Source organism: Pseudomonas sp. YeP6b (assembly GCF_025642995.1).
In the GTDB taxonomy this organism is placed as follows: Bacteria; Pseudomonadota; Gammaproteobacteria; order Pseudomonadales; family Pseudomonadaceae; genus Aquipseudomonas.
Map to the genome: position 1 here is coordinate 1,035,542 of NZ_CP080090.1, position 14,007 is coordinate 1,049,548.

13 protein-coding genes are annotated in these 14,007 nt (G+C 62.0%); 4 read left to right on the forward strand and 9 right to left on the reverse strand.

The window, feature by feature from the left end:
- The first annotated feature begins 20 nt into the window (after positions 1–20).
- Positions 21–578, forward strand: coding sequence for a DUF4136 domain-containing protein (locus KZH41_RS04530; protein ID WP_094949813.1), 558 nt, complete (start codon positions 21–23; stop codon positions 576–578).
- 214 nt (positions 579–792) lie between these two features.
- Entirely contained in the window at positions 793–2,775 is a 1,983-nt protein-coding gene (locus KZH41_RS04535) for a pilus assembly protein TadG-related protein (RefSeq protein ID WP_263274442.1), read from the forward strand.
- On the opposite strand, the gene KZH41_RS04540 is transcribed toward KZH41_RS04535, so the two are convergent.
- Entirely contained in the window at positions 2,772–5,504 is a 2,733-nt protein-coding gene (locus tag KZH41_RS04540; protein WP_263274443.1) for an ATP-binding protein, read from the reverse strand. The genes KZH41_RS04535 and KZH41_RS04540 overlap by 4 nt on opposite strands.
- On the reverse strand, positions 5,501–5,938 hold the full coding sequence (locus KZH41_RS04545; protein WP_094949816.1) for a TadE/TadG family type IV pilus assembly protein: 438 nt from the start codon (positions 5,936–5,938) through the stop codon (positions 5,501–5,503). The genes KZH41_RS04540 and KZH41_RS04545 overlap by 4 nt, the downstream gene beginning before the upstream one ends.
- A 74-nt stretch (positions 5,939–6,012) precedes the next feature.
- On the opposite strand from KZH41_RS04545, the gene KZH41_RS04550 reads away from it, so the two are divergent.
- Positions 6,013–6,483 (forward strand): prepilin peptidase, encoded by a 471-nt coding sequence (locus KZH41_RS04550; RefSeq protein WP_176462907.1) that lies wholly within the window; start codon positions 6,013–6,015, stop codon positions 6,481–6,483.
- A 127-nt stretch (positions 6,484–6,610) separates the two neighbouring features.
- Positions 6,611–7,393, forward strand: coding sequence for a response regulator transcription factor (locus KZH41_RS04555; RefSeq protein WP_094949818.1), 783 nt, complete (start codon positions 6,611–6,613; stop codon positions 7,391–7,393).
- A 143-nt stretch (positions 7,394–7,536) separates the two neighbouring features.
- Here KZH41_RS04555 and KZH41_RS04560 read toward each other — a convergent pair whose 3' ends face one another.
- From KZH41_RS04560 to KZH41_RS04590, 7 genes are read right to left on the reverse strand one after another with little or no spacing between them, the layout of a single operon-like run.
- Entirely contained in the window at positions 7,537–7,806 is a 270-nt protein-coding gene (locus KZH41_RS04560) for a DUF3613 domain-containing protein (RefSeq protein ID WP_242154202.1), read from the reverse strand.
- Positions 7,807–7,808: 2 nt separating this feature from the next.
- A complete protein-coding gene (locus tag KZH41_RS04565; RefSeq protein ID WP_242154204.1) occupies positions 7,809–8,531 on the reverse strand; it encodes a tetratricopeptide repeat protein in 723 nt (240 codons plus the stop codon).
- A 10-nt stretch (positions 8,532–8,541) separates the two neighbouring features.
- A complete protein-coding gene (locus KZH41_RS04570) occupies positions 8,542–9,435 on the reverse strand; it encodes a type II secretion system F family protein (protein ID WP_094951742.1) in 894 nt (297 codons plus the stop codon).
- Position 9,436: 1 nt separating this feature from the next.
- Positions 9,437–10,318: a type II secretion system F family protein gene (locus KZH41_RS04575; RefSeq protein ID WP_263274444.1), complete on the reverse strand. Its 882-nt coding sequence runs from the start codon at positions 10,316–10,318 to the stop codon at positions 9,437–9,439.
- A 13-nt stretch (positions 10,319–10,331) separates the two neighbouring features.
- Positions 10,332–11,600, reverse strand: a complete 1,269-nt coding sequence (locus tag KZH41_RS04580) for a CpaF family protein (protein ID WP_094951744.1) — start codon at positions 11,598–11,600, stop codon at positions 10,332–10,334.
- Positions 11,597–12,790 carry an AAA family ATPase gene (locus tag KZH41_RS04585; RefSeq protein WP_094951745.1) on the reverse strand — a complete coding sequence of 398 codons (1,194 nt, stop codon included), beginning with the start codon at positions 12,788–12,790 and terminating at the stop codon, positions 11,597–11,599. The genes KZH41_RS04580 and KZH41_RS04585 overlap by 4 nt, the downstream gene beginning before the upstream one ends.
- On the reverse strand, positions 12,787–14,007 hold the full coding sequence (locus tag KZH41_RS04590) for a type II and III secretion system protein family protein (RefSeq protein ID WP_094951746.1): 1,221 nt from the start codon (positions 14,005–14,007) through the stop codon (positions 12,787–12,789). Before KZH41_RS04590 ends, KZH41_RS04585 begins: the two co-directional genes overlap by 4 nt.

The following is a 14,007-nucleotide window of genomic DNA, read 5'->3' on the forward strand; positions in this document are numbered from 1 at the left end:
TTGTCTTTTGGAGATAGACCATGTTTCGTCGCATTGCTGCACTTGCTGTTGTCGTGTTGCTGGGCGGTTGCCAGACCAACCAGGTCAACCACGATTTTGACGCCAGCCGCGACTTTGGCGCCTACCGCAACTGGGCCTGGAAAGACCCGGCGCTGCAATACCGCCCGGATGATCCACGCATCAAGAGTGACCTCACCGAGCAGCGCATCCGCCAGGCCGTGGGCGAACAACTTGACCAGCGCGGCCTGCGCCCTGCAGCGGCCGGCACCAAGGCCGACCTGAATGTGCAGGCCTACCTGATCGTCGAAGACCGCCAGCAACAAGTCACCACCAACTACGGCGGCGCCTGGGGTGGCCCCTGGAATGGCTATTGGGGCGGGCCGATGTACAACGAAACGCGCAACATCACCTACAAAGTGGCAACACTCCAGATTGACCTGCTGGACGGCAAAGACGGCAAGCTGGTATGGCGTGGCAGTGACGAGCAAATGATGGCCAGCAGCCCAAACCCACAAGACCGCAACAACGCCATCCGCACCACCGTCAGCAAAATCCTCTCCAACTACCCACCGCACTAACCCAAGTCCACTCCCAATCCCCACCCAAAAACCACTGTGGGAGGGGGCTTGCCCCCGATAGCGGAGTGTCAGTCAATTATGCTGTGACTGACCCACCGCCATCGCGGGCAAGCCCGCTCCCACATTTGATCTTCATCACCTTCAGCCCTTGTCTACACTCATCTACACCCCAGGAGAGTAAGCGCTCGGCAACTCGCCGGCACAGGAGTGCTCGATGTCTCCCCGATTTCAGTGCAAGCAGCGTGGCGCTATCGGCTTGATGGCCGTCGGCGTATTGGCGGTGGTCTTAGCCTTTACCTTATTGGTGATCGACAGCGGCCGCTTGTACCTGGAAAAGCGCAAGCTGCAAGGCGTGGCCGACACCGCGGCACTGGAAGCCGTCAGCCGCAACGGCACCTGCCTGACCGGCTTGAGCGCGGCGGCTTACGCGGGGCAAAGTGTGGCGCGCAACCATTTCGTGGTAGGTAACGGCAACACCCTGGTCACCACCTGTGGCACCGTCACCACTCCCGCCTCGGGCCGGCGCACCTTTAGCGCAAACCCTGCGGTCTCGACAGCCATCCAAGTGGTGGCCAGCAAAACCGTTACCACCAGCGTGGCCGGTGGCGTCTGGTCGTTGTTTTCCGGCAACTCGGTCAGCCTCAACACCGTATTGACGGCCACGGCAGTGGCGGCCAAACCCACGCCAACCTTGGCCCAGCTGACCATCAACAGCACCCTGGCCAGCGTCGACACCGCGAGTGCCAGCCTGTTGAACCCGCTGTTCAGCGGCTTGCTCGGCGGCAACCTCAACCTGACGCTCGCCGGCTGGAATGGCCTGCTCAATACCAACATCAGCCTGCTCAGTTACCTCGACCAACTGGCGATCAACCTGGGCGTGACCGCCGGTAACTACACCCAACTGCTCAGCACCAACGTCACCGCCTCGCAATTGATCCAGGCCGCGATCACCGTGCTCACCGCCAACGGCGCAACAGCCGACGTATTAACCGCCTTGGGCAACCTGAAAATCGCCGCGATCAACCCGACCCCGCTGACCCTTGGGCAGATCCTGCAACTGCAAACCGGCACCACCGCTGCGGCGTTGAATGCCAACTTGCAGGTGTTCCAGCTGATTCAGGGTGTGGTGCAACTCTCCAACAGCCAGAGTGCGGCGGCAGCGACCTTGCCCGTGAGCCTGCTGGGCCTGGCCAATATCACCACCCAAGTGAAGGTGATCCAGCCGCCGCAGCTGTCAGCCATCGGCAATCCGGCGCTGGCTGTTGCCAACCCTACCGGGCCGAATGCGATTTACGTGCGTACCGCCCAGGTGCGCACCCAGGTGACGGTCAGCCTGCCGGTGTTGAGCAGCTTGTCGGGGCTGACGACGGCAGTAAATGACCTGTTGGGGCCGTTGACGCCAGTAGTCAGCGGCCTGCTGAGCCTAAACCTGGTGACCACGATCAACTCGACCTTGTGTTTGCTCGGCGCCGGTTGCCAGCAGTTGGATCTGCTGGTGTTGCCGGGCAACCTGCCGCTCAATGTTGTGTTGGATGCCGGGGGCGCCAGCAGTTATATCACTGCCTACAGCTGCCCGACGGGCACTGCGGGCACTAAGCGCGTGACGGCCCACACTACTACCTCGCTGGCTTCGCTGAACGTGGGCAACATCACCAATGCTTTTTCCTCGACGCAGCCGATGTCCGTGGCGCCTATGGCGCTGGTAGATCTTGGCATCAAGACCTGCCACAAAATCCTCGGCATCGGCTCGTGTGACCCCCGTGTGCCGTTTGGAGCTGGCGGTATTGCGATCCAGGTGCAAAGCAAAATCGCGGGTAGCAACAGCATCCAGGATCTGGTGTTCTCCAGCACCACGCCGTTTGCGACGCCACCTAACGTGGGGCTCACACCGACCTATCAGGCAGCTGCGCCGGCTACCAACCTGGTGAGCGGACTTACCACTGCGGTTAACGGAGTGAGCATCACCGCTTACCAGCCGTCGGGGGGTAATTCATTGGGCCTTCTGGCGCCGACCGTGGTGTCGCTGCTCGGCAGCGTCAGCGCCATCGTCACACCAGTGGTGGATAACCTACTGGGCCCGCTGCTCAACCCGATCCTCAACAACTTGCTGAACATGCTCGGCGTCAGCCTGGCGAATGTGAATGTCGGCGCCAACCTGACCTGCGGCCAGACCGGCGAAGCCTACTTGGTGATCTAAGCGTCGATGGCCCTGGGCAGTTCCACACAAAACCGTGCGCCGTGTTCGCCGTTGCTGACACTGAGGCGCCCGCCCATGTTTTCCACAATGCCGTAGCTCACCGACAGGCCCAGCCCGGTGCCCACGCCAATCGGCTTAGTGGTGAAAAACGGTTCGAAGATGCGCTCCAGCAAGCGTGGGTCGATGCCGCCGCCGTTGTCCTCGACCCAGATGCGCACGTGACGGCTGTCGTGTTCGGTGTGTACGGCGATCCACGGGCGCAGCTCTGGGTTTTTTTCACGTTGGCCCAGCAGTGCGTCGCGGGCGTTGACCATCAGGTTGATCAACACTTGCTCAAGCTGGTCGACATAGCCTTTGACCTGCACGGGAATGTCCGCCTGGGTCAGGCGCACGTCCACGCCTTTACCGCGCAAGCCTTCGCTGAGCAACGACAAGGTGCCCTCGACCGCCTGCGCCGGGTCGAAAGGTTGCTGCTCGACCTCCGAGCGGCGGCCGAACACGCGCATATGGTCCACCACACGGGCCGCGCGTTGGACCTGGGCGTCGATGCGCTGGAGTTTCTCGGTCAGGTAATCGATCTGCGCATCACCGTTGCCCAGGCGCTTGAGCACATTGACGATGGCCATGCGCATCACGTTCAGCGGCTGGTTGATCTCGTGGGCCAGGCCTGTGGCCATTTCGCCGAGGGTGGCCATTTTTGCGCTTTGCGTCAGTTGCTGCTGGGAGCGGCGCACTTCGGTGTTGTCGCGGCCCACGGCCTGCACCTCGACCAACGCACCGTGCTCATCGAATACGCCACGGTCCGACCACACCCACCAGGCATGTTCGCGCCCAGGCAGTTGCAGGCTGATCTCGGCGGTGCTGACCGGAAACTCCGGCGTCAGTTGCCGGATGCGCTGCACAAACGCTTCGCGCTGTTCGGCTGACAGCCAGTCGCCCAGGTTCAGCCCGCGCAACTGTGCGGGCCGGCATTCGAGGTAGTTGGCCAACGGTGTGTTGCCGAACGTCAGGGTCAGGTCCGGGCGGTAGCGGCAGATCATCGCCGGGGAGTCTTCCACCAGGATGCGGTAGCGCTCTTCGCTGTCTTTGACCTGTTGTGCGGCCAGCGTCGCGTCGGTCACGTCCAGCCATAGGCCAATTGCTTCCACCGGCACACCGAGGTCATCGCGCAGCAGTTTGGCTTCGTCGAGCAGCCAGTGGTAATCGCCCTGTTTGTCTTGCACACGGTAACGGCTGCGCACGCTGCCTTCGCGCAGCAGTTGGCGCGTGCGCTGGAAGTACAGGTCGCGGTCGTCGGGATGTACCCACTGCACCAGGCTGTCGTGGCTGCATTCGGCCAGGGTACGGCCCAGCAGCGGCAGCAGGCTGTCACTGAAAAACACCGGCAGCAAGGCGCCGTTTACGTAGCGTTGCACGTAGATGACCGCCGGTGAGCTGGCAATCAGGTTATCCAGGCGCGCGTGGGCGGCGTCGGCCTGTAGTTGCTGGTTTTTGATGTCGCTGATGTCGAGCATGAAGCCGACCCAGCGCCGTTGTTCACCGCTTTCTAGCACTTGGCCTTGTACGCGGTACCAGGTCGGCGGCTGGGCGCTGTCGCCACGGTTGAGGCGTACGCTGGCGAGCAGCGGTTTGCCGAGGGCTTGCAGGTCGCGTAGGCGGCTGTGCAGTTCCTGGCGGTCGGCGGGGTGGATGAGCGCCAGCCACGTGTCGAGGGCTAGGCGGGTGGGGCCTTCCTCCGGGCCGAGGTTGCGCATCAGTTGCGGCGCCAGTTGGATCTCGCCGCTGGCGGGCAACAACTCAAACCAGCCGGTGCCCAGCAAGCCTTGCAGGGCTTCCAGGCGCTCCAGTTGTTGATGGTGGCGTTGTTCGCGCAGGCGGCTGAGCAGGGGCGCTGCGAGGGCGGCGGCGAGGTTCAGCCAGTCGCGCTCGCGGGTGTGTGGTTGGCCGTTATAGGCGCCGCACAATAGCCACGCCGCCACGCCTTGGCCGTCGCGATACGGCACCAGAAAACCGTCGGCATTGCCGAACACACTGTGCAAACGCGGATGCTCTCCGCGTCCATAAGGCGCTTGCAGGCTCAGCGCGGTGGTGCCGTTGAGGCTGTCCAGGCAGGTGCCGAGGCGCTGCCCGGTGTGCCAGAACAGCGGCGCGTCGTGGTTGGCGTACTGGCTGTAGATCACCCAGGCCTGGTCCTCTTGATCAAGCAACGCAAGGGCCACACACGGGATGCGCCAGCGCTGCGCCACGCTGCACAGCTGTTCGTTGAACACCTCGGGCAGTCGGCTGAGGCTGCACACGCGCAGGTGTTCACTCACCAGGCTGACCAATTGCTGATTCTGTTCACGCTGCTCGGCCAGGTGCCGGCCGCTGAGCAAGTCGCCGATGTCCACGGCATGCAGCAGCCAGCCGTTATCCTCCGCCTCAAGGGTGCCGCGGGTGTGCAGGATTTGCCCGGCGGTGCCTTGGAAATCCAGGTCCAGGCTGTGGCGCTGCCAATCGGCCGGCACGCCTTCAACCGTCACCGCGCTGTGCGCGCACAGCAGGTCTTGCAGGGGCGCCGAATCAGCGTATTGCGCCAGTTGTGGGCGTAGCCTGCCGCTGATGTCGAGCACGCGGCCTTGCGCGTCCAAGTGCACGTGCAGCCCGGCGCAAGGCGCTGCCGGCCTGTCGATGGCCAGCGCGCTGCTTCTGCCGAGCAGGCGCCCGAAGAGTTTGTCCCCCGAGGTCAAAACTGCAGGCTCGAGGTGGCCTGCAGTGTCGCCGGCAGCTGCGGCACGGTGCCGATGCCGGGCAGCACAATAAGCGGCATCACCGCCTGGAGATTGGCCGTGGGGTAGTTGATCTGTACTGACAGCAGGCCACCGACGAAGGTGGTGCTGACTTGGCTGGCGTTGAAGTTGTACGCCGGGGGAATCCACACCAAGCGGTTGGTGACGGCGGCTTTGGCGGTGCTTTGCACGGCGGCTGTATAGCCGGCCATGTTGGGGTCCAGCGCTACACTCAGGCGCACGGCTTCAGCCGTCGCCTGGTTGAACGACTGCAACAGCAGCAACGGCAGGCTATAACTGACCATGCCGTAGAACACCGCGAAAAAAATCACGAACACGGCAATGAACTCGAGGGCTGCCGCGCCTTTTTGCTTATTCGGGAGGCTTGTTTTCATCACCGCGTCTACCCTGACGGCTACTACTTAATATCAGCATAGAATCAATCAGCAAAAAGGGATGTTTTTTAGTGATCCATGGCGCAGTGGTGTTGGTGTGGTTAGGGCTGTGTGCGGTGCAGGACGTTCGGCAGCGGCTGCTCGCCAATCGCCTGACACTGGGCGCGGCCCTGTTGGCGTTGATCTACCTGTTCTGGACCGGCACCACGTGGCTCGGTGCGCCGGCCGGGCAGGGGTTGCTAGCGTTTTTACTGGCGCTGCTGCTGACTTTGCCCGGTTACGCCCTTGGCCGCCTGGGTGCAGGCGATGTGAAGCTGCTCGCGGCGTTGGCGTTGGCCTCGGATGCCGAGTACTTACTGGGGTCGTTTGTAGGGGCTGCGATCGCCAATGTGCTCTGGCTCATCATCGCGCCAAAGCTTTGGCCGCATATGAATCAAGGCCTTAGAGAGCATATGGTGTATCTGGCGCCGGGAGAGTCAAAAAAGATGCCATTTGCTCCGTTTTTGCTGGTAGGTTTCGCCCTTGCTTGGCGTTGGATCCACTAGTCGTATGAGTGTATTAACGCTATGTACATAGTCATAAAGTACGTCTACGTTTAATAAACGGATGTACAGGAAACATGTGTCGTAAAGGGATGGTCAATCTTTTGGCTTGCAATGCATGGAGTAGCGCGTGAACAAGCTTATCTCTGCGGTAAAAGTGCTCGTTGTCGATGATCAACCGCTGATCGTAGAAGAGCTCTGTGAATTTCTTGAAAGCAGCGGTTTCCGCTGTGTCCCCTGTGAATCCAGCCAACAGGCCCTGAAGCGCTTCAGCGAAGAACCCGAGATCGGCCTGGTGCTGTGCGACCTGCACATGCCGGACATGGATGGCATTGAGTTGGTGCAGGCCCTGCAAAAGGTCGCCGGTAAGCAGCGGGTCTTTGAGGCGATCATGTTGACCGGCCGCGCCGACAAGCAGGACGTGATCAAGGCCCTGCGCGCCGGGATCGCCGACTACTACCAGAAACCCATCAACCTCGACGAGTTGCTCGAAGGCTTGCTGCGCCAGGAAGCTGCGTTGCAAGAACGCAAAAAGGATCTGCAACTGGGCGACCTGAACCAGAAGCTGCAATTTCTTTCCGAGTCCATCAACGACCTGTACCAGGACCTCGACAAAGTGCGCAGCAGTCGGCCAGGCCTGGACGGCGAAGAAGTGTCGGCCGAGGAGGCCGGGCCGGTTGAAATTCCGGCGATCTTCAACCAGCTTTCCCCGCGCCAATTGGATGTCGCACGGCTGGTGGGGAAGGGGCAGACCAACTATCAGATCGCCTGCGAATTGGGCATCACAGAAAACACCGTGAAGCTGTACGTGTCCCAAGTGCTGCGCCTGACGCACATGCACAACCGTACGCAACTGGCGTTGGCGTTGTCGCCGAACAACTCGGTGATGCGTCAGCGCGTGACGGCGCACTGATCTGTCTGTTTGGATGCAGTCAAACATGTGGGAGCGGGCTTGCTCGCGATAGCGGTGTATCAGTCACCGATGTATTGGCTGACACTCCGTCATCGCGGGCAAGCCCGCTCCCACATTTTGATAGAGACCTGGCGGGTATTTTCTTAATTACTCCCTCCAGTTTTCCCCCCCACCTTCTGCTCAAAATACTCCGGAATCGGGTACTTGTAGCTTTCCAACAACCGCTGATGAGCTTTGTCGCGTTCGGCCGCTGAGGCCTTCTGTGGGGTCTTAGACGCGGCGCTGCCGGTGGACTGCAGCGTCAGCCATTGTTCGGTCTGCGCCTGCTGCGGTGACGAGGGGCCGGGTTCGATGGCCATGACGCCCATGGGCAGCGCCAGCATGGCCAGGCTTGCGAGATAAGGCATTTTCATCATCAATTCCTCGGGTTGCTTGCGGCATCACTGACCGTGGCGATCTGGTCTTTGGCTTTGGTGGCGGCTGCACTTGAGCCTTTGAGTTTCTCGGCCCGCGCCTGGGCTTCGGTGACTTGCTCAGGGCTCAGGCCCATCTGGCTGACCAGTTGCGCGGCTTGTTTCCAGTTGTCCTGATAGATCAACAGCGTCACCAGGTTGACTGCCGCCAGCGGGTCGCTCTGCTTGAGCTCCATGGCGGTCATGAACTCGAAACGCGCGTCTTCCAGGCGCAGTTGGTTGAGGTACACCACGCCCAGGTCATTGCGGATTTTCTCATCGGTGGGTGCCAGCCGCGCCGCGCGTTGCAAGTGGGCCACGGCTTGCGCGTTATCGCCCTTGGCCGAGGCGATTTGCCCCAGGCCGTGCTCACCTTCGGCGGCCATGCAGGTGCCGAGCAGGCTGCGGAACAACGGCTCGGCTTCACTGCGCCCGAGCAGGCGATAAGCCTTGGCCTGCCGCAGGCGCACCTGGGGCAAATTGGCCGGCAAGCTTTGCAGGTTGGCGAGGCTGGCGTGCAGCTTGCCGTCGCCGGCCATTTCATCGGCCAGGTTCAACGCCAGCTCCTGGTCGGAGCTGGGTTTGGCGCAACTGCCGGTGCCCGTCAACGCGCCCCACGGGGTTTGGCCGTTGGTGGCGCAACCGCCCAGCAGCAACAGGCTAAAACCGGCTATCAAGGCTTTCATCGGGCGCTCCTCATAAGTTACTCAAGGCCCGGGTGATGCCGATAAAGGCAGGCCCCCCGAGCACGATCAGCAAGGCTGGAAACAAAAACACCATCATCACCACCGACATTTTTGCCGACATCTTCGACACGAATTCCTGGATCCGCGTGAGGCGTCGGTCGTCGAGCAATTGCTTGAGCGACAGCAGCGATTTCATCGCGCCGCCGCCTTGCTGTACCAACTGCTGGAGGATGGTGCAGGTGTCGGTGAACTCATCCACGGCCAACAGCCTGGCGGTCTTGCCCATTTCCTCGCTCAGCTCCAGGCCGGAGTCGACGCGGGTCAGGATCAGGCGCAGTTCATGAGTCAGCGCCGGCAGCAGGCGCTGCGCTTCAATGCTCAGCACGCGCAGCGCTTGTTCGACCGCCATGCCGGACTCGAACAGAATGCGCAGCAGCGGAATGAAGGTCGATACCTCGTGGGAGATGCGTTGCTGGCGAGCCTTGGCGGCCCTGGCGAGGATGCGCTTGGGCAACAGATAGCCGATGCCCAGGGCCAGCAAAGGCGCCAGCCACGGCGAGCCTACGTTAGGAAACAGGAACTCTTGGGCCACTAAGGTAATGACCAACAGCAACAACGGCGTGCCGACCTGGAAGGCGGCGAACATCGAGCGCTGGTTGGCTTTGCGCCAGCCGACCCGGTTGAGCAGGATTTGGGTTTCGTTGTCCAGGCTCACCGAGCGTTGCGCGAGTGGGCTGCTGCCCAGTTGCCGCATCAGCGTGCCGAATGTGTGTTCGCGCGCCATCTGGCCCTGCAAGCGTTGGGCAACCAGGCGCTGGCCGCGCCGGTGCTTCATCAGGTTGGCCAGCACCAACCCCAGGGCGGCGATGAACAGTACAGCGCTGATCAGCAGTGCAATCGCCATCTCATACGCTCCGCAACATGCGCCACAAGGTGAAGCAGCCCAACAGCTGCATCACCAGCGCTACGAACAACAGGATGCGCCCGGTGCCGTCGCTCCACATGGTCATCAGGTACGCGGGGTTCACGGCCAGGAAGTAGCCGATCATCGAGATCGGCAGGGCGGTGAGCACATAGGCGGTCACCCGGGTTTCGCCGGTCAAGGCACGCAGTTGGCGGGCGGCTTGCTCGCGCTCGCGGATCATCTTGATCAGGTTTTCCAGCAGTTCGCTGGCGTTGCCGCCGTAGCGGTGGTTGACCTTCAAGCCCAGGGCGAACAGGCGAAACTCGTCACGCTCATAGAACTCGGCAAAGTCGTGGGCCGACTCCGGCAGGCTCACGCCCAACTGCACGTTACGGCGGATACGGCCCATGGCTTGTTGCAGCGGGTCTTCGGTGATCTCGATGCCGCCCAGCACCGCGTCAGCCAGCGTGCGCCCGGCCTTGAGGCTGCGCACGGTGTGGTCGAGCAATTGCGGCAGTTGTTCGATCATGCGCTTGATGCGCCGTTGATAGCGCCAGGCGATGTATAGGCGCAGCACCAAGGGCGGCAATACCAGCATCACCAGCAGGCCAATCCAACTGGCAACCAGCAACCCCAGCACCGCGCCGAGGGCCCAGGCTGCAAGCCATAGGCCGAGGTGGTCACTGGGTTTGCCCAGGCCTGCGCGCAGGAACATGCGTTCCATGCCGCTCCACTGGCTGTTCGCCTCGACGAGCTGCGGCTGGCCTTCGGCAAGGCGGCCTAGCACACGCTCGGTCTGGGCGCGGCGCAAACCGTTCTGGAAGGAGCGAATCGACAGGCCGATCAGGATCAGGCAGATGAGCAGCAGAATAGCCCCGGTCATGCTTGCGTCTCCTTCAAGGCAGTAACGGTTCGCGGCGCAGTTTTTCACCGGCCGGGTTGACCGCCTCGCGCAGAAAGCCGAAGCCGGTACGTCGGTCGTGTCGGAACAGGGTGTTGGTCACGTACACGTCTTCACGGATGCCTACCACCTCGACCACTTCGCTCACGCAGCGACGGCCGTCCGGCAGGCGCGTCAGTTGAATCACCACGTCCAGCGCCGCGCAGATCATTTGCCGCAAGGTTTTTTCCGCCACCACGCGGCCGGTCAAGCCCACCAGGGTTTCCAGGCGCAGCAGCGCATCGGCGGCGTTGTTGGCGTGCACGGTACTCATGGAGCCGTCGTGGCCGGTGTTCATTGCGGTGAGCACATCGAGTACTTCCACGCCTCGGATCTCGCCGAGAATGATGCGGTCCGGGCGCATCCGCAGGGCGTTGCGGATCAGGTCGCTGGCCTTGACCTCACCATGGCCCTCGGCATTCGGCGGGCGGGTTTCCAGGCGCACGACGTGAGGGTGGCCCAGTTGCAGTTCGGCCACGTCTTCGATGGTCACCAGACGCTCATGCGGGTTGATCAATTGGCTGAGGATATTCAGCAGCGTGGTTTTACCGGTGCCGGTGCCGCCGCTGATGAGGATGTTGCAACGCTTGCCCACCGCTTCCTGGAAGAAATCGAAGATGTTCTGGTCGATGGTCTGCATCGCCACCAGGTCGCTGCTTTTGAGCATGTCCTTGCGAAACTTTCGGATCGACAGGCATGGCCCATCCAAAGCAATTGGCGGAATGATCGCGTTGACCCGGCTGCCATCCGGCAGGCGCGCATCGACCATCGGCGACGACTCGTCCAGGCGCCGGCCCAGCGGCGCCAGAATGCGTTGCATCACGCGCTCCACGTGGTGAGCATCGATAAAACGCAGGTCACTTTGGTGCAGAAGACCATCACGTTCGATAAACACCCGGTGCGGGCCGTTGACCAGAATCTCCGTCACCGACGGGTCGCGCAGCAGCACTTCCAGCGGGCCGAAACCGGTCAGCTCGTCGACGATTTCTTCGGCCAGGCGCTCCATCTCGTAACGGGAAATCGCCAGGTGCATGCGGTTGATGTATTCGGCGACTTTGTCGATGACAAATTGCGCCAGCAGCGGGCGCGAACCTTCCAGCAAGTTCTTTCCCGACTCTTCGATGGCATCGATGATGTAGCGATGCAGCACCAGCTTCAGCCCATCGTGGTCGGTGTTACCACCGACACTGCGCGCGGGTGCGCCAAAGAGTTTTTCGCCGTTCATTTGCCGCTTCCCAGCAGGCGTTCAAACCAGGTGTGAGAAGGTTTTTTCATGCCTTCCGAGCGTTTTGCCAGGCGTTCGCCCAGGGTTTTCATGCCTTGCGTGAGAGCTTCCCGCGGGGCCAGGCTGAACAAGGTCTGCCCTTGGTTTTTTGCATTCAGGCGCACCTCCGGGCTCAACGGCAACACGGCAATCACCTCCAGCCCAAAGCTCTTGCCCAAGGCCTCGGCGTCGGGCGCGCAGCCTTTGATGTAGCGATCGACCAACAGCTTGGCGTGCTCCAGCTTCATGCCTTTTTCGCGCCACTGGTTCAGCACCGCGAGGTTGCGGCGGCAGTCCAGCACGCTTTGATCGGTGCACCACAGCAGCTTGTCGCAATGGCTGACAAAGGTGCGCAGCGCTTCGCTGTCCGGCTGGCCGGCGAGGTTCACCACGATGTGCTGGAAGTGCTGGCGCAAGGCGCTGAGCAGCATGTACAGCTCGGCGGCGCTGGTCTGCTCCAAGGGCTCATCGCTGGAAGCGTAGGCGAGGATGCGCAGGCCATCCTCGGCAGAGGTAAAGGCACTGTTGATCAGGGTCGCGTCGAGCCGGCGCAGGTGACGCAGGGCATCACCGAAATTGAATGAGCTTTCAAGCCCCAGCAGTGCCAGGCTGTCACCCCGTGGCAGGCCCAGGTCCAGCAGCAGGGTTTGCTGGCCGCTTTTTTGTACGACCAGCGCCAGGTGGCTGGCGAGCAGTGCGCCGTCGGCATTGCTTTGAGTGCCGAACAGCACGGTGAGGCCGCCGAGCTGGGTGTTGGTGGTCACCGGCGGCAGGCGTTTGCTCAGGCGGCGCACCAGCCCGGCCACTTCGCTGGAGCGCGAGCCGTAGGCGACAAAATCCCGCGCCCCGGCGCGCATTGCATTGAGTACCAGCTGGTTGTCCATGCCGTCACCGAGGGCGACGATGGCCAGCATCGGCTTGGCTTCCAGCGCGCCTTCGATCAACGCGCTTTGGGCCACCACATGCTCGCGGTCGAGGCCGACAAACACTAGGGTGGCGAAGGTCACATCGACCAACGCCAGCAACTCATCCAGCGTGCCGCTGCCGGCGCTGACGACTTGGCCAAGCGGTGCCAGCGCGCCCTGTAGCCACTCAAGGTCAGTGGTATTACGGGTGATTGCCAGGTAGGTCTGGCTCAGGCTATCGCTCATTGGGATAACCCGTTGTTGCGGTCGAAATTGCCGTTTTCCAGGAAGTACAGGCGGTACCAATTCGGGTCATAGTTGCGCAGGTTCTCGCCGGGCAACGACGGCAGCTGGGCGTTGGCGGCCAGCGGCTGCACCAGGTGCGGCGTGACGATCATCAACAGTTCTTTGTCTTGGCGGTTGACCGAGGAATCGCGAAAGAACGCGCCCAGGATCGGGATGTCCCCCAGGCCTGGAAACTTGCTGATGCTGGTGGTGTTGTTGCTGCTGATCAGGCCGCTGATCACAAAGCTTTCGCCATCGGCCAGGGACACGCTGGTGTCAGTGCGGCGGATGGTCAGGGCCGGCACCTGGATGTTTTGAATCACCACGGCGTTGGTGTAGTCCAGCTCACTGACTTCCGGTGCCACCTTGAGGGAGATGCGATTGCGGTCGATCACGGTGGGGGTCAGGGTCAGGCGAATGCCGAACTCTTTGTACTCGATGGAAATAGTGTCACTGCCGCTGCTGGGCACCGGGATCGGTATCTCGCCACCGGCCAGGAAGGTCGCGCTTTGCCCGCTCATGGCGACCAGGCTTGGACGCGCCAGGGTGTAGGCAAAACCGCTGCTTTCCAGGGCGTTGATCATCGCGGAAACACGTCCGCCGCCGAAGCCGATATTGAACTGCTCAGCGCTCACCGGCAGCTTGAAGGTGCTGGGTGTGGGGAACAACAGGTTGGGGCTGCCAAGGAAAAAGTTCTTACCCATGCCGAGGATTTTGGTGCTGGCTTCTTTCAACTTGGTGCGGCTGACCTCGACAAAGCGGATGTCGGTCTGCACCTGGCTGGGCAGTGAAGGGTCATCCGCTGGCGCCAAGGACAGGCTGGTCAGGGCTGACGTGGCCTTGCCCTTGACGAACACCATGCTCTGGCGCGGCGTGGTGGAGCAGGCAGTCCAGACCATCAGGCTTGTCGTACCGGAAGCGATGCCGGTCAGCAGGAAGCCGCGGTCGCCATTGAGGTGGACGTCGGCGATTTTTGGGTCGCCGATTGCCAGTCGCGTGATCGCTACCGGCGATTGCAGCTCCTGTTGCAGGCCTTCGCCTACCGAGAGCGCTGCGGGCAATTGGCCCAAGCTGGCGCAGTTGCCGGTGGCGGCCACGGCCAGGCCCACGGGCAGGTTCGACAGCAGCAGGGCACAGGCAATTTTCAGCGTGAACACCGGTGCGAAACGTCGGCTCAT

Bases quoted from the DNA above. Each gene is read 5' to 3' on its own strand.
- KZH41_RS04530 (WP_094949813.1), top strand. From the start codon at position 21: ATGTTTCGTCGCATTGCTGCACTTGCTGTTGTCGTGTTGCTGGGCGGT.
- KZH41_RS04535 (WP_263274442.1), top strand. From the start codon at position 793: ATGTCTCCCCGATTTCAGTGCAAGCAGCGTGGCGCTATCGGCTTGATG.
- KZH41_RS04545 (WP_094949816.1), bottom strand. From the start codon at position 5,938: ATGAAAACAAGCCTCCCGAATAAGCAAAAAGGCGCGGCAGCCCTCGAG.
- KZH41_RS04560 (WP_242154202.1), bottom strand. From the start codon at position 7,806: ATGAAAATGCCTTATCTCGCAAGCCTGGCCATGCTGGCGCTGCCCATG.
- KZH41_RS04565 (WP_242154204.1), bottom strand. From the start codon at position 8,531: ATGAAAGCCTTGATAGCCGGTTTTAGCCTGTTGCTGCTGGGCGGTTGC.
- KZH41_RS04570 (WP_094951742.1), bottom strand. From the start codon at position 9,435: ATGGCGATTGCACTGCTGATCAGCGCTGTACTGTTCATCGCCGCCCTG.
- KZH41_RS04575 (WP_263274444.1), bottom strand. From the start codon at position 10,318: ATGACCGGGGCTATTCTGCTGCTCATCTGCCTGATCCTGATCGGCCTG.
- KZH41_RS04580 (WP_094951744.1), bottom strand. From the start codon at position 11,600: ATGAACGGCGAAAAACTCTTTGGCGCACCCGCGCGCAGTGTCGGTGGT.
- KZH41_RS04585 (WP_094951745.1), bottom strand. From the start codon at position 12,790: ATGAGCGATAGCCTGAGCCAGACCTACCTGGCAATCACCCGTAATACC.
- KZH41_RS04590 (WP_094951746.1), bottom strand. From the start codon at position 14,007: ATGAGCCGACGTTTCGCACCGGTGTTCACGCTGAAAATTGCCTGTGCC.